Genomic DNA, 15245 nt, shown 5'->3' with positions numbered 1-15245 from the left:
AGAGGAGGGCTTCCCTAGGGGCTATTGGCCACCAGGAAGGATCGATTACCAATGAGGAAGGGGTGACCTATACGCGCAGCCAAGACCTTTATGAGTTCGTTTGAGACTTTCCTGGCGCGAGCATCAGCTTGTCAGCCATACGCGCGAGTTCGGGCAGGGACCTGGTGCCCATCTTCTGCATGACCTGGCTGCGGTGAACCTTCACGGTAATCTCGCTCACGCCTAGGGCGCTGGCAATCTGCTTGTTGAGCCGTCCTGTCACCACCAAAGCCATCACCTCGCGCTCCCGTGGGGTCAGGCTAGCGAAACGAGCGCGCACCGTCGCCAGCGCCTTTTCATTTTCAAGCCATTCGCGGTCGCGCGCCAAGCCGATGTGAATGGCGTCGAGCAAGTCCTGGTCCCGGAACGGTTTCGTCAGGAACTCGACCGCGCCCCCTTTCATCGCCTTGACAGACATGGGGATGTCGCCGTGCCCGGTGATGAAGACAATCGGCAACTGAATATTTTCTCGCGCCAGCTCGAGCTGAAAATCAAGACCGCTTTGTCCCGGAAGCCGGACATCGAGCACGAGACAAGTCGGTCCATCGGGTCGACCGGACCTGAGGAAGTCGCCCACGGAAGCGAGGAGATTGACGGCAAAGCCGACGGAACGCAGCAAACTCCCAAGCGCCTCCCTGACCTCGGGGTCATCATCGATAACAATGATGGTCGCTAGCGCCTCGGTCAATCGTCAGAACCCCCAATGTGAATCGACGTTGGGATAGTTTCCTATTTACGCCGGACTGGCCACGCGATGAGAAAACCAATGCCGAAACGGGTTTCCTTTCGCACGCCATTAATGCGCGATAATCATCCCGGCTACAAGGGTGGATGCGGGCGGCCGCTAAGGGCGTTTGCGCACCCTGGAGCCTGCCACCGGCGAACGAACCTTAGTTGTTTCGGGAAAGTTGGTAGCCTGCAGTGCGGCTCTCCACCCTTTCGGCGCGGGCACATCGAGATGACCGTCCTCCAGCCCACATTTTCTGCATCAACGAACTTCCCACGCGCGTATGGCTCCGTTTGCGCAGCGCGCGTCGGTCTCCTCATCTCCAATGTTCCGCGCGTTTAGATTCCCAGTTCTCGCAGAACGTTTAGCAGCGTATACGAGCGTATAGCTTGCGATGCCTTTGTCGCCGCCCGATAATAAGTCCAGTTGCGCCATAACGCCAATTACGCGCGACGCCAGTCGGCGAAGTCGGGAGGCGGCAGTGCCAACCAAGAAACCTCTGATTGCGATCGTCGACGACGACGAGTCGATCCGGGAGGCTATCAAGGGACTCATGAGGTCGATGGGATTTGACGCCGAGACCTTTGCATGCGCGGATGATTTCTTGAGATTCCCCAATATCGCCCGCACGGCCTGCCTCGTGACGGACATCAATATGCCTGGAATGAGCGGGCTCGATCTGCACCGTCGGCTGGTCGCACTGGGCAAGAGCATTCCGACTGTTTTGATCACCGCCTTTCCGGAAAAGAATGTGCGCGCGACCGCGTTGGGCGCGGACGTCGTCGGCTGCCTGACCAAACCGTTTGGCGAACAGATTTTGCTTGATTGCATCCGTTTTGCGCTGGCTCTCAATAGCGAGGGCCAAAGCGGTTCGTGAGGTCGCAAAAGCCAACGGAATCTCGCCTCAGACGGCTTCGGGCAGTGAGGCGACAACGACCATGGCGAAGCGTCTCTGCCGACAGCCACGCTTGTCGTCTATCGGAGGCTGGAAATTCGGCAGTAAAGCACCCGGTGAAGGCTGCATTCTAGGCTGCATGAGCAGTCCGTTTGGCTGTTGCGTGGACCTGACCGTCGGAAGCCGCTGGGGCCAGCCATCCCGGGCTGCCACGTGGCTGCTTATTCGGCTGATGAGGCCTTCCCAAGCGCATCGTCACCGACAAACTCCGGCCTTACGGCGCTGCACGGCGCCAGACAATGCCGGCGGTCGAGCATCGATCGCACAAAGGGTTGAACGACCGCGCCGAAAACTCGCGCCTGCCGCTACGAAAACGGGAGCGCGAGATGCAACGGTTCCGCTCACCCGGCGCGTTGAAACGTTTCGTCAGCGTTTTCTCCGCGTTCCGAAATCTCTTCGTCCCTGGGCCTTCCAAACGCTCAGCCATAGATGTCCATCTCCATCGCCTGAGAGCGATCGCACATTGGAGGGTTGTGGTTGGAATAGCCGCATGATCGCTCAGAGGCTCCCGGATTCGCACTTGATCCGATCAACCTGACATCACCTTCGGGACAATTGCACGAGCAACCGCGAGGCGGGTCGCAGGTCGGAACGCGAAATCATGCGATTGGTGCAGCGGGCCATGGCGACTGCGGCGTGTTTGGAAAATGCGATCGAGGAAACGGAAGCGGCCTGAGCGATAACTGGAATTCTAAGTGACCGCGCCTCAGGAAAGCGCTCGCCGCCGCACGCGCCGGAACAGGCTTTTCAATTCCGGCTCGTTCACCAATGACGCCGCCCCGAGAGGCGGCATCCAGGCCAGCTTGCGTTCCCGCCGTTCCGGGAAGTTAGCCTTGGTGCGGCGGACCGTCATGATGTGAACCGTCACGAACGATGGTACCTGCGTGCCATCTTGGAACGTCTTGAGATAGGAGAAACAGCCGAAAGCGCGCTTCTTCGCCCGCCCTTTCACGCCCGCCTCTTCCCAAGCCTCACGCTCGACCACCTCATGCGGGGCGAGCCCCTTGATCGGCCAGCCCTTGGGAATGGTCCACCGGCCGGTTTCGCGCGTCGTGATCAACAGAACTTCCAAACCGCCTGCTCCCTGCCGCAGGCAAAGCGCGCCGAATTGCTCCAGCGCCTTGCCGAGGAGGATCGTCTCGGCATGACCGGCAAGCTGGGACAGGAGTGTCGGCGCCTTGTTCATCCCTTAAAGATGGGTCGGTTGTTCACGACCGGCAAGTAGACGCCGTGGTTGAATTTCCGCTACGACCGCTAGTTCGACAGGCTGCCTTCAAGATACACGGAATGGAATCGTCGATGAGCAATTCCAGATCCGCCAACCAGCCTTTCGGGTCCCTCACGGGAAGGCCGCTTGCCTTCCAGCTGGGTCCGGCGCTTTGGTCAGTTCGAACTTTATCGGTTCGATAGCGGCTTCCGGGTTCTTCAGGCGGAGAACGACCTGCCGGGGATTGAGCGCGCCGAAAACGCGAGCCATGACGGGGACGCGAATGTCAGCGCTCCCGTTGCTCAGGCTTGAACATCTGGTTCTCCAATATGCGGGATGGCAGCACAAGCGCGGCCATCCGCAACTGTTCACTGATCACTGGATGATGTGGGTGAGGTCGGCATCGAGCCGCTTGCGCACCATGTTCGGTACCTTTACGGTTTTGATAGCTTCGAGATTGGCCGGGTTGTCGCCGACCTGGATCAGGACAACCATGCCCATGCCGGCATGCGGCGTGCATTTCAGGACATAAGCGCCCGGAACGTCGAATTTCGCCTGATATTGCTCGTTCGGCTTGGACTTGAATTCGGCAACGCCATCCGGAATGAGCCCCTTGAAGGTCTCGACATTGTGGCTCTTGTCGGTGGGAATGAAGGTGATGGTGTCGCCGGGGGCGATCTTCAGGAAGCCGGGCTCGAAAACCATCGCGCCGTCCGTGCCCTTGTTGAGCATCTGAACCTGGTGGTCGGCTGCCATCAACGGCGCTGCCGAGACAATCAAGGCTGCCGTTGCAGCGATCAGACCGAATTTCAAACGCATTTGCAATCTCCTGTTCTGCGAGGCTCGATCGGCCTCATGAACGTCTTTTAGGAGATGCCGGGATTGGCTTCTTTGACGCCCGTCAAGTTCGCGAGAAAGGCCGGCGATCGGATTTCGGCTGCCGGATCGGCATTGCGTCAAGCCTGCGTCGGGCAACCGAAGCGGTGTAGTGCCGGTTGCCCCTGCTGGTAATGTCGGATTTTCGAAGGGGAATTGCGATATTCCAGCCTGATCGGCGGAAGCCATCGGAACTGCCGGAAAGACGCTCGCCTGGCGAACGTCAGTCCGACGCGATAGTTCGGATGATCGCGAGCCTGGAGCTCACCTCGCGTCGAGAAGCTCGCGGAGCTTCGACGCCAGCTCCCTTGCCGTATAGGGCTTGCGCAGCCATTGTGCGCCGGGTACGATTCCTTTGCCCGCAAGACCCGGCTCGGAATATCCCGACGTGAACAGAACGGCGATGTCGGGCCGCAAGACGCGCACCTTTCGTGCGAGCTCGTCGCCCGTCATCCCGCCCGGCATCACGATGTCGGTGAACAGGAGCGCGATGTCGGCATTTTCCCTGAGGAGACCGAGTGCGCGGTGGCCGTTTTCGGCTTCGCGCACTTCATAGCCCATCGAAGCGAGCCTGGCGACGGCGACGCGGCGGACGCGGGCGTCATCCTCGACTACCAGCACCATCTCGTCACCGCGGGGCAGCTGGCTCTCGCCGGCGTCCTGATCCGGCACGGATTGGCGGGGCTTCGCCTCGTTGACGGCCGGCAGATAAATCCGAACCGTCGTGCCGCGGCCCACCTCGCTGTAGAGCTGAAGGTGCCCGCCCGATTGCTTGACGAAACCATAGACCATGCTGAGGCCGAGACCGGTGCCGGAGCCGACTTCCTTCGTCGTGAAAAACGGTTCTATCGCCCGCTTCCTGACCTCCTCGGTCATCCCGGCGCCGGTATCCGTCATGGTAATGAGGACGAAATTGCCGCTGCGCACCTCGGGGTACATTTTTGCATAATCGGCATCGAGGTGGACGCGCGAAATCGTCGTGGTGAGACTGCCGCCCTTCGGCATGGCGTCCCTTGCGTTCAGGGCGATGTTCAGAATGGCGTTCTGAAGCTGCGAACTGTCGACCAGTACGTCGAGGCCGGATCCGTCGATGACGGTCGACAGCTTGATATCTTCGCCGAGGGTTCGGCGCAGCAGGTCCGCGAAGCCGGTGACGAGCTGACCGAGATCGGCATGCTTCGGGTTCAGCGGCTGGCGCCGGCCGAAGGCCAGCAGCTGGCCGGTGAGAATCGCTCCATCCTGCGCTGCGGCCTGGGCCTCCTTGAGAAGATCGCGAAGGCTGCCCGGCGGCAGCTTGTCCTCGATCATTTCGAGGTTGCCGCTGATGACGGTGAGGAGGTTGTTGAAATCGTGCGCGATGCCCCCGGTCAGTTGCCCCACCGCTTCCATCTTCTGTGCCTGGCGAAGATCCTCCTCAATCTTGAAACGGCTCGTCAAGTCCCGGACGAAGCCGGTGAAGATCCGCTCGCCGTTGACCGTCGCCTCGCCGACATGAAGCTCCATCGGGAATTGCGAGCCGTCGGCCCGCTGCCCAGTCACGACGCGCCCGTAGCCGATAATGCGCTTCTCGCCGGTTTCGATATAATGGTCGATATAGCCGTCATGAGCATCGCGGTAGGGGTTTGGCATCAGGTTGTTGACGTTGCGGCCGCAAATCTGATCCGATGACATTCCGAACAGTTTCTCGGCAGCCTTGCTGAACGACAGAACTGTCCCCTTGTGGTCGATCACCACCATTGCATCGGGGACGGTGTCAAGGATTGAACTGAGATGCGCCTCACGAGACTTGACCGCCTCTTGAGCCCGCCTCAAGGCGCTGACGTCGCTGTTCGTCTGGATAACGGCAAACTCCCCGTCCGAGAGATTGACCAGCACGCAGCGGGACGCGACATGAATCTCGTGGCCGCTCTTGTGGCGGTGAATGACCTCGCCCTGCCAGAAACCGCGTGATTTCAGCTGGTCGCGGATGTTTTCCGCCGGTTCGGGAAACTTCGTCGCCAGCAGGTCGTAGACTTTCTCGCCGACGGCCTCCTCTCGTGCCCAGCCATACATGTTCTCGCAGCCGATGGACCAGTGCGTGATCGTCCCGTCGAAACGATGGACCAGGATATCTGCGCCGTCGAGCACGTGCACCATGGCATCCAGCTCCTGCGGCGATGCGGTTCTCGGTGACACGAGGCGATGAGGCATGAATGTCGATCCTGCGGCTTGTTGCATCAGTGCAGGTTGACCCTATGACAGGAATCCCCCGAAAAATCATCAGCGTCGCCGGACAACTGCACCAGTCGGGCGAGATTGACGATCCTGAGGTCATGCCTGCCCTCGGGAACAACGATGTTGCGCGACGCAAGTTTCGTGATCGTGCGGGAAACGGTCTCGATGGTCAGGCCGAGATGGTCGGCAATGTCCTGGCGGTTCATGGGGACACGCAGCAAGCCTTGCCGCGGCCGCGGGTTGCGGCGGGATGCCAGCTTGACGATGAAGCTGCAGAGGCGCTCCTCGGCATTCTTCTTCGACAGCAGGACCATCTGTTCATGCGCGGCGGCTGCCTCCTGGCAAAGTAGCGAGATGTAGGCGGGGCCGAGCGCATCCGACCGGGCGACTTCGTCGTGGAAACTCTTGCGCGATATCCGGCGGATCTTGCATTCGGTGACGGCCTCTGCCGTGAAAATGAAATCATTCTGCAACGACGCCCCGATGAGGTCACCGGCGAAATGAAACGCAGTTATCACCCGGCGCCCCTCGCCGATGATGCGGTGCAGGCGCACGACTCCTTCTACCACCTGGAAGAGATGGTTGGCCTTATCGCCCTCCCAACAAATCGCCTTGCCGGCCGCGACGGCCTCGGCGGTCGAACTTACGAAGAGCGACGATAGCGATTCGCCGGCATGAAGGGCTTCTAACGTCTTCTCGGTATTGTCGAACGCGTGGTTGTTCTGCATCAGCATCGTCGTGTCCCCTTGTGGCAGTGCGTGCAGTAGAAAGCCGCTGTGTCACACATGAATGAGCAGACGGTGCCAAAGGGTGAAAGTTTGTAACAGTGTGTAACAGCGGCGGTTCGTCCGACGCTTCCAGTCCCTTGTTGATGTAGATCAAGGAGCTAGTCCCGGCTTCGTGACAGTCCTGCCTCGAAATCCGAGAAAGCCGGCCGCGAGGCGGTCGCCTGTGCACTGGGGACGACATCATGAATTACACGACGGAAACGGTGGTGGTCGCGGTCGCAGCGTTTCTAGCGCTGCTCGCAGCCGCATTCGCGCACGACCATCTCTTTGCGGTCCATATGGGCATACTCTGCCTCTGCCTGGTGGCGGGAACGTTGCTGCTTGTCAGGAACGTCGAGTTTTCACCGGCTGACCAACAGCGCAAAGCCGACATATCCGGTTACTTCGACGAGGTGGTCCGCTACGGCCTGATCGCCACGGTGTTCTGGGGCGTCGTCGGCTTCCTCGTCGGTGTGATCATCGCGCTGCAGCTGGCGTTTCCCGACCTCAACATTGCGCCCTATCTCAACTTCGGAAGATTGCGGCCGGTTCACACCTCGGCTGTCATCTTCGCCTTTGGCGGCAACGCGCTGATCATGACCTCGTTCTACGTGGTGCAGCGCACGTGCCGCGCGCGCCTCTTCGGCGGCTCGCTCGCCTGGTTCGTCTTCTGGGGCTACCAGCTCTTCATCGTCATGGCCGCGACCGGCTACGTGCTCGGCATCACCCAAGCCCGTGAATATGCCGAGCCCGAATGGTATGTCGACCTGTGGCTGACCATCGTCTGGGTTGCCTATCTCGCCGTCTATCTCGGAACGATCCTGAAGCGCAAGGAACCGCATATCTATGTGGCGAACTGGTTCTATCTCGGCTTCATCGTCACCATTGCGATGCTGCACGTGGTCAACAATCTTGCGGTTCCGGCGTCGTTCCTGGGCTCCAAGAGCTATTCGCTCTTCTCCGGCGTTCAGGATGCGCTGACCCAATGGTGGTACGGCCATAATGCCGTCGGCTTCTTTCTCACCGCCGGCTTCCTCGGCATGATGTACTATTTCGTGCCGAAGCAGGCCAACCGGCCCGTCTATTCCTACCGGCTGTCGATCATCCACTTCTGGGCTCTGATCTTCATGTATATCTGGGCCGGTCCGCACCACCTGCATTACACGGCGCTGCCCGACTGGGCGCAGACGCTCGGCATGGTGTTCTCGGTCATGCTCTGGATGCCCTCCTGGGGCGGCATGATCAACGGCCTGATGACCCTTTCGGGCGCCTGGGACAAGATCCGCACCGACCCGATCATCCGCATGATGATCGTCGCCATCGCCTTTTACGGCATGTCGACCTTTGAAGGCCCGATGATGTCGGTCAAGGCCGTCAATTCGCTCAGCCACTATACCGAATGGACGATCGGCCACGTGCATTCCGGCGCGCTCGGCTGGGTGGGCATGATCACCTTCGGAGCGATCTACTACCTGACGCCGAAACTGTGGGGACGCGAGCGTCTCTACAGCCTGCGGATGGTCAACTGGCACTTCTGGCTCGCGACCCTCGGCATCGTGATCTACGCCGCGGTCCTGTGGGTCGCCGGCATCCAGCAGGGGCTGATGTGGCGCGAATACAATTCCCAGGGCTTCCTCGTCTATTCCTTCGCGGAGACGGTCGCGGCGATGATCCCCTACTACGTGCTGCGCGCGGTCGGCGGAGCGCTTTACCTGGCGGGCGGCCTCGTCATGGCCTGGAACGTGTTCATGACGATCCGCGGCCACCTGCGCGACGAAGCTGCAATCCCGACCACTCTCGTGCCCCAGGCACAGCCTGCCGAATGAGGTGAGACATGGCATCGATACTTGATAAACATAAGATCCTCGAGAAGAACGCGACGCTACTTCTGGTCGGTTCGCTGCTCGTCGTCAGCATCGGCGGCATCGTCGAAATCGCACCGCTGTTCTACCTGCAGAACACGATCGAGAAAGTGGAAGGCATGCGGCCTTACACGCCGCTGGAACTCGCCGGGCGGAACATTTACATTCGTGAAGGCTGCTATCTCTGCCACAGCCAGATGATCCGGCCGTTCCGCGATGAAGTCGAACGGTACGGCCATTACTCGCTGGCTGCGGAATCGATGTACGACCATCCTTTCCAGTGGGGATCCAAGCGAACTGGACCGGATCTGGCCCGCGTCGGCGGACGCTACTCGAACGAATGGCACGTCCAGCATCTCGCAAATCCGCGCGCCGTGGTGCCTGAATCCATCATGCCGAGCTACGCCTTCCTCAAGGAGCAGGAGGTGACGGTCAAGGGTGTCGGAATGGACCTCAAGGCCAATGAGGACGTGGGCGTGCCTTACAGCGACGAGATGCTGGCGAATGCCGAGGCCGACATGCGTGCTCAGGCCGATCCGAATGCGGACACGACGGCCCTACTTAAACGCTATCCGAAGGCGAAGGTCGGCGATTTCGATGGCGACCCGGCCAGGCTGACCGAAATGGACGCCCTGGTGTCCTATCTGCAGATGCTCGGTACGCTGGTCGATTTCTCGACCTATGACGACGCGACCGGCTACCGGTGAGGGAATCCATGGAAACCTATACTGCAATGAGACACTTCGCCGACAGCTGGGGCCTCCTGGCGATGGCAGCATTCTTCGTCGGCGCGGTCGTGTTCACCCTTCGCCCAGGCAGCAAGCAGGCGGCGAAAGAAGCCGCCGATATTCCCTTGAAGGATGATTGAGATGTCGGAAAAACATATCGATGAATTAAGCGGCGTCGAAACGACCGGGCATGAATGGGACGGCATCCGCGAGCTCAACAATCCCATGCCGCGGTGGTGGGTCTGGACGTTCTACGTCACGATCCTGTGGGCGATCGGCTATGCCATCGCCTATCCGGCCATCCCGATGATCACCTCTGCCACGAAAGGTTATTTCGGCTACTCGACGCGCGCCGAACTGCAGCAGAACCTCGATCTTGCCAAGGCATCCCAGACGAAGGTCCATGATCTGATCGCTGCCAAGACAGTGCAGGAAATCGACGCGGATCCGGCTCTTCGTGAATTCGCCATCGCCGGCGGCGCGTCCGCATTCAAGGTCAATTGCGCGCCGTGTCATGGCTCGGGCGCGAGTGGCGGCCCGGGGTTCCCGAATCTCAACGACGATGACTGGCTGTGGGGCGGGGACCTTGACGCCATTCAGACCTCGATCGCTCATGGTATCCGCTTCGACGGCGATACGGATACCCATGCTTCCGAGATGCCGCCCTTTTCCGATGTCCTGCAACCCATCCAGATGAAGCAGGTGGCCGCCTATGTCTGGGGACTGACCAATACGCCATCGGACCCCGCGCTCGCGGAGGCGGGAAAGCAGGTCTTCATTGACAATTGCGCCGCATGTCACGGCGAGGATGCCAAGGGCAAGGCGGAAATGGGGGCGCCGGATCTCGGCGACGCGATCTGGCTGAAGGCGCGCGGCGAAGACGCCATCCTCCGCCAGGTCGCCTCTCCCAAACATGGCGTCATGCCTGCCTGGGCGGCGCGCCTCGGAGACACGACGATCAAGGAGCTGACCATTTTCGTCCATTCGCTGGGCGGCGGGACCTAAGGAGAAAGCGATGACAACCCACGACCACAATCCCGTCCTCGGTCTCTACGGCACACCGCGTGCTGTTATCCGATCGCGTGTCTCGGCGCGCGCCAAACCGACGCCTGCGCCTTCGGAGCAGGACGACCCGGCAAAGATCGGCAATTCGATCGTGAGTTTGACCAGCCTCAAAGATCAAAAGCAGACGAGCCGATAGTGACAGCTCCTGTCGAGGACGTCCCAGCGGTGTTTCTCCCCCGCTGTCCTCCGGCCGCGCCCCTCACCCCGGGCGTGGCCTTTTCGCTTCTGGAAGGTCATTCTTGATCTGCATCAAGGAATGGATGCACCGCCGATGGGACAAGAGCGGGTGAAAACCGGACAGGTCCCATGAATCTTTATACCGCCCCCGATCCAAATGACATTGAGCGCGTCAGCGTCGAGCCGGTCAACGCCCGGCGCAACCGCCAGCCCCTCTATGCGCCGCGAAAGAAGATTTTCCCAAAGCGCGCCGAGGGGCGATTCCGCCGGTTCAAATGGATCGTGATGCTGATTACGCTCGGCATCTACTACCTCGCGCCGTGGATCCGTTGGGATCGCGGCCCCTACGCGCCCGACCAGGCAATCCTCGTCGACCTGTCCGCGCGGCGTTTCTTCTTTTTCTTCATCGAGATCTGGCCGCAGGAATTCTACTATGTCGCGGGCCTGCTCGTCATGGCGGGTTTCGGCCTCTTTCTCGTCACCGCTGCGGTCGGCCGCGCCTGGTGCGGCTACGCCTGTCCGCAGACCGTCTGGGTCGATCTCTTTCTCGTCGTCGAACGCGCCATCGAAGGCGACCGAAACGCGCGGATGAAGCTCGACGCCGGCCCCTTCACCTTCGACAAGATCAGGAAGCGGCTGACCAAGCATGCGATCTGGCTCCTGATCGGCGTGGCCACGGGCGGGGCGTGGATCTTCTATTTTGCCGACGCGCCGAGCCTGGCGGCGTCGCTGTTTGCTGGCAGTGCTCCTGCGGCCGCCTATGCCACAATCGCCATCCTGACCGCCACGACCTATGTGCTCGGCGGCCTCATGCGCGAGCAGGTGTGCACCTATATGTGTCCGTGGCCGCGCATCCAGGGCGCGATGCTCGACGAGAATTCGCTTGTGGTCACCTATAACGACTGGCGGGGCGAGCAGCGGTCGCGCCACGCCAAGAAAGCCCAGGCCCAGGGTTTGCCAGTCGGCGACTGCGTGGATTGCAATGCCTGCGTCGCGGTCTGCCCGATGGGAATCGACATTCGCGACGGCCAGCAGATGGAATGCATCACTTGCGCGCTCTGCATCGACGCCTGTGACGGGGTCATGGACAAGCTCGGAAAGCCGCGCGGCCTGATCGCCTATGCGACGCTCAGCGAATATTCGAGCAACATGTCGCTTGCAACGGATGGAGGCCGGACGGCCATCCAGCCCTCCAATGTCCGCGACGACGACGGAAGCTTCATCTCGGCGGTCCGGCATTTCGACTGGCGCATCATCTTTCGCCCGAGAATCGTCTTCTACGCCGTCGTCTGGGCATCGATCGGCATCGCCATGGTAATCCATCTCGCCTTCCGCGAACGGCTCGAGCTCAATGTCGTTCACGACCGCAACCCCCAATATGTTCTGGAAAGCGACGGCTCCATCCGCAACGGCTACACGCTTCGCGTCCTCAACATGGTGCCGACCCCGCGCGACGTCACCGTCACCCTCGTCGGGCTGGAGGGGGGCATGATGCGCATTCCCGAGTTCGGCCGGCAGGATGGCCGCAGCTTCACGGTTCATGCCGAACCCGACGCGGCCACGACGCTCAAGGTCTTCGTCACACGCAAGCCCGACGGAGCCGAGATCAATGAATTCCTCTTCGTCATCGAAGATACGGGCCATGCCGACCGGGCAACCTATCGCGCCGCGTTCAATGCACCGGGAGACGTGAAATGAGGGCTTCCACTCAAGGTTTTACCGGCTGGCACATGCTGCTTGCCACCTCGGCGTTCTTCGCCGTGGTGATCGCCGTCAACGTCACCATGGCCTTTTATGCCTCGTCCAGCTGGAGCGGCCTGGTCGTCGAAAATACCTATGTGGCCAGCCAGGAATTCAACGGCAAGGCGGCAGCGATGAAGGCAATGGCCGCCTCCGGCGTCGCAGGCGCTCTCACCATCAAGGGCCGCGAGATCCGCTACGAGATCCACGACAAGGGGGGCGCGCCCGCAATCGTCGACGATGTCACGCTGAACTTCAGACGGCCCGTCGGCGATCATGAGGATTTCCGCCTGACGCTGCGCAAGACCGGGGAGGGGCGGTTCGAAGCCGAACACGAAGTCGCCGGCGGCGACTGGATCGTCGAGGCCGTATCGAGACGAAACGGCGTGGTCGTCATGCATGAGGCCAAGCGCTTCGATACCGCGGAGTTCGGTCAATGACCTGCTGTTCGATGGATACCGAAAGCGTTCTCGCCCTCAGCGCGACATCGTCCAGCGCCGAGGAAATCCGCCTTGCCAGCCATCCGCTCGAGGCCGGATTGCGCCAGCTCGACCTCAGCGTACCCGACGTCCATTGCGGCGGTTGCATATCGGCCATCGAAGGCGCGCTGTCGGCGCTTCCCTTCGTCCGCAAAGCCCGGGTCAATCTCACCGCCAGGAGGGTCAGCTGCGTCTATCGGGAGGAGATCGAGACGCAGGCGACCGATCCCTCCGAAATCCTCGCGGCGATCGCTGCGGCCGGTTACCGCGCGCATCTTATCACGTCGACGGCGCCCGAAACCGACAGGATCCGAAACCAGCTGCTGCTGGCGATCGGCATCTCCGGTTTTGCCGCCGCCAACATCATGCTGCTCTCGGTATCGGTCTGGTCGGGCGCCGATGCGGCGACGCGCGACATGTTTCACTGGATCTCGGCGATGATCGCGGCCCCGGCGCTGGTCTACGCTGGACGCTTCTTCTTCAAATCGGCCTGGAATGCTCTGAAGCGCGGGCGTACCAACATGGACGTGCCGATCTCGCTTGCCGTGACGCTCTCGTATGCCGTCTCCTTGTGGGAGACCATGCACCATGGTGAACATGCCTGGTTCGACGCATCGGTTTCCCTGCTGTTCTTCCTGCTGATCGGCAGAACCCTCGATCATGTGATGCGGGAAAAGGCCCGCGCGGCGATCAACGGGCTTGCAAGACTGGCGCCGCGCGGGGCGCTGCTGATCATGCCGGACGGATCGCGGCGCTACGTCGCGGTCGAAGAGATCGCGGTCGGAGACGAAATCTCGATTGCGGCCGGCGAACGCATTCCCGTCGACGGTATGATCGTCAGCGGCGAGAGCGACGTCGACCTCTCCATCGTCACCGGCGAGAGCAGTCCGGTCGCCGTCGCGGAAGGCAGCGCGGTGAATTCGGGTGCGATGAACCTGACCGGCTCGCTCGTCCTGCGGGCGACAAAACTGGCGAGAGAGTCGCTTCTTTCGGAAGTCATCGGCCTGATGGAAGCGGCCGAAGGCGGAAGGGCTCGCTATCGCCGGATCGCCGATCGCGCCGCAGCACTCTATTCCCCGGCGGTGCACCTGCTGGCGCTGGCTTCGTTCCTCGCCTGGGGCTTGCTCGGTGGTGACTGGAAACAGGCCATGCTGGTCGCGGTCGCGGTGCTGATCATTACCTGCCCCTGCGCATTGGGCCTTGCGGTGCCGGTGGTCCAGGTGGTCGCCGCGGGCGAGCTTTTCCGCAAGGGCATCATGGTCAAGGACGGCTCGGCGCTCGAAAGGCTGGCCGAGGCGGATGTCGTGGCCTTCGACAAGACCGGCACCCTGACGATGGGCCGGCCCCGCCTCGCGCGCGTCGAAGCGATCGACGCGGACACTACCGCCATCGCCTCAGCATTGGCGGCGCATTCACGCCATCCCCTTTCCCAGGCCTTGGTGCGGGACATGGAATTCGTTTCCTCCCTCGCCTTCGACAGGGTCACGGAAATTCCCGGCGGGGGACTGGAAGCCTGGAGCGGAACGGACGTCTATCGGCTGGGCAACCGGGCCTTTGCCTGCGGAGCCAGCCTCGCGCCTCGCGTGGGCGACAGTCCGTTTTCGGAAGTGGTCCTGTCGAAGAACGGCACCGATCTAGCCCGCTTCCTGTTTGACGACACGCTTCGCCCCGGCGCGGCCCAGGCCATAGGCCAGCTTGCTGCCGCCGGCATTGAGACGCTGATGGTATCGGGCGACAGGCAGACAGTTGTCGACAACACGGCGCAAGCTCTCGGTATCGATCGGGCTCTGGGCGTCCTGACGCCGAAACAGAAGGTCGAGGAATGCCGGAGGCTGAGCGGCGAGGGACACAGCGTGCTCATGGTCGGCGATGGGATTAACGACGCTCCCGCACTTGCCGCCGCGCATGTTTCGATGGCGCCTGCCACGGCATCCGACATCGGCAGGCAGGCGGCCGACCTCGTCTTTTTCAACGACCGGCTCGATGCCGTTCCCGAAGCGATCGCCGTGGCTCGAAGATCCGCCAGCCTGATCCGGCAGAACTTTGCCCTCGCCATCGGCTACAACGTGCTGGCGGTGCCGATCGCGATCGCCGGGCTGGCGACGCCGCTGATCGCGGCGGTGGCCATGTCGACATCGTCGATCATCGTCGTGACGAACGCGCTCCGGTTGAATGCCTTCGGCAAGGGGCCTGGTTTGCGGACCGTGGCGCGCGCCGGCGGGAATGCGGAGGTTAGAACCGCATGAACATGCTGATCTATCTGATACCGATCGCACTGCTGATGGGAGGAATGGGTCTCCTGGCGTTCCTCTGGTCGCTGAAAAGCGGCCAGTATGACGACCTTGAGGGCGCCGCCTGGCGGATCCTCGCCGAGGACGAAACCGATCGGAAAAAATCGTGAACCGACAG

At 61.4% G+C, this 15245-nt stretch carries 15 protein-coding genes and 1 pseudogene; 11 read left to right on the top strand and 5 right to left on the bottom strand.

Going from position 1 to position 15245, the window contains the following annotated elements:
• Window positions 1-88: 88 nt before the first annotated feature.
• Window positions 89-727 (bottom strand): response regulator transcription factor, encoded by a 639-nt coding sequence (locus tag J2J99_RS26300; protein WP_168297864.1) that lies wholly within the window; start codon window positions 725-727, stop codon window positions 89-91.
• 520 nt (window positions 728-1247) lie between these two features.
• On the opposite strand from J2J99_RS26300, the gene J2J99_RS26295 reads away from it, so the two are divergent.
• Together J2J99_RS26295 and J2J99_RS26290 are read left to right on the top strand one after the other, a co-directional pair.
• Complete coding sequence (locus J2J99_RS26295) at window positions 1248-1643, top strand: response regulator transcription factor (RefSeq protein WP_168297866.1); 396 nt, start codon at window positions 1248-1250, stop codon at window positions 1641-1643.
• Window positions 1644-1903: 260 nt separating this feature from the next.
• Window positions 1904-2215 (top strand): annotated as a pseudogene (locus J2J99_RS26290) (DDE-type integrase/transposase/recombinase); the annotation flags it as partial.
• Between the two features lie 212 nt (window positions 2216-2427).
• On the opposite strand, the gene J2J99_RS26285 reads toward J2J99_RS26290, so the two are convergent.
• From J2J99_RS26285 to J2J99_RS26270, 4 genes are all read right to left on the bottom strand, one after another.
• Window positions 2428-2907: an NUDIX hydrolase gene (locus J2J99_RS26285; protein WP_168297868.1), complete on the bottom strand. Its 480-nt coding sequence runs from the start codon at window positions 2905-2907 to the stop codon at window positions 2428-2430.
• A gap of 396 nt (window positions 2908-3303) precedes the next feature.
• The gene (locus tag J2J99_RS26280) at window positions 3304-3747 is read right to left on the bottom strand and encodes a pseudoazurin (RefSeq protein ID WP_168297871.1); all 444 of its coding nucleotides are present in this window, start codon (window positions 3745-3747) and stop codon (window positions 3304-3306) included.
• A gap of 321 nt (window positions 3748-4068) precedes the next feature.
• Window positions 4069-5994: a hybrid sensor histidine kinase/response regulator gene (locus tag J2J99_RS26275; protein WP_168297873.1), complete on the bottom strand. Its 1926-nt coding sequence runs from the start codon at window positions 5992-5994 to the stop codon at window positions 4069-4071.
• A 26-nt stretch (window positions 5995-6020) separates the two neighbouring features.
• The gene (locus tag J2J99_RS26270) at window positions 6021-6752 is read right to left on the bottom strand and encodes a Crp/Fnr family transcriptional regulator (protein ID WP_168297875.1); all 732 of its coding nucleotides are present in this window, start codon (window positions 6750-6752) and stop codon (window positions 6021-6023) included.
• A gap of 236 nt (window positions 6753-6988) precedes the next feature.
• Here J2J99_RS26270 and ccoN point away from each other — a divergent pair, with 236 nt between their 5' ends.
• From ccoN to ccoS, 9 genes are all read left to right on the top strand, one after another.
• Window positions 6989-8611, top strand: coding sequence for a cytochrome-c oxidase, cbb3-type subunit I (gene ccoN, locus J2J99_RS26265; protein WP_168297877.1), 1623 nt, complete (start codon window positions 6989-6991; stop codon window positions 8609-8611).
• A gap of 8 nt (window positions 8612-8619) precedes the next feature.
• Window positions 8620-9354, top strand: coding sequence for a cytochrome-c oxidase, cbb3-type subunit II (gene ccoO, locus J2J99_RS26260; protein ID WP_168297878.1), 735 nt, complete (start codon window positions 8620-8622; stop codon window positions 9352-9354).
• Window positions 9355-9362: 8 nt separating this feature from the next.
• Entirely contained in the window at window positions 9363-9515 is a 153-nt protein-coding gene (locus J2J99_RS26255; RefSeq protein ID WP_168297880.1) for a cbb3-type cytochrome c oxidase subunit 3, read from the top strand.
• A gap of 1 nt (window position 9516) precedes the next feature.
• A complete protein-coding gene (ccoP, locus tag J2J99_RS26250) occupies window positions 9517-10380 on the top strand; it encodes a cytochrome-c oxidase, cbb3-type subunit III (protein ID WP_168297882.1) in 864 nt (287 codons plus the stop codon).
• A gap of 10 nt (window positions 10381-10390) precedes the next feature.
• On the top strand, window positions 10391-10576 hold the full coding sequence (locus tag J2J99_RS26245) for a hypothetical protein (protein ID WP_168297884.1): 186 nt from the start codon (window positions 10391-10393) through the stop codon (window positions 10574-10576).
• Window positions 10577-10746: 170 nt separating this feature from the next.
• A complete protein-coding gene (gene ccoG, locus J2J99_RS26240) occupies window positions 10747-12315 on the top strand; it encodes a cytochrome c oxidase accessory protein CcoG (protein ID WP_168297886.1) in 1569 nt (522 codons plus the stop codon).
• Complete coding sequence (locus J2J99_RS26235) at window positions 12312-12797, top strand: FixH family protein (RefSeq protein WP_168297888.1); 486 nt, start codon at window positions 12312-12314, stop codon at window positions 12795-12797. The genes ccoG and J2J99_RS26235 overlap by 4 nt, the downstream gene beginning before the upstream one ends.
• The gene (locus tag J2J99_RS26230) at window positions 12794-15082 is read left to right on the top strand and encodes a cation-translocating P-type ATPase (protein WP_168297890.1); all 2289 of its coding nucleotides are present in this window, start codon (window positions 12794-12796) and stop codon (window positions 15080-15082) included. Before J2J99_RS26235 ends, J2J99_RS26230 begins: the two co-directional genes overlap by 4 nt.
• Entirely contained in the window at window positions 15079-15237 is a 159-nt protein-coding gene (ccoS, locus tag J2J99_RS26225) for a cbb3-type cytochrome oxidase assembly protein CcoS (protein ID WP_010029083.1), read from the top strand. The genes J2J99_RS26230 and ccoS overlap by 4 nt, the downstream gene beginning before the upstream one ends.
• The last annotated feature ends 8 nt before the right edge of the window (window positions 15238-15245 follow it).

The sequence above is a fragment of the Rhizobium binae genome (assembly GCF_017357225.1).
In the GTDB taxonomy this organism is placed as follows: domain Bacteria; phylum Pseudomonadota; class Alphaproteobacteria; order Rhizobiales; family Rhizobiaceae; genus Rhizobium; species Rhizobium binae.
The sequence above is the reverse complement of the archived record's forward strand: the minus strand, read 5'-3'. Positions and strand labels throughout refer to the sequence as shown.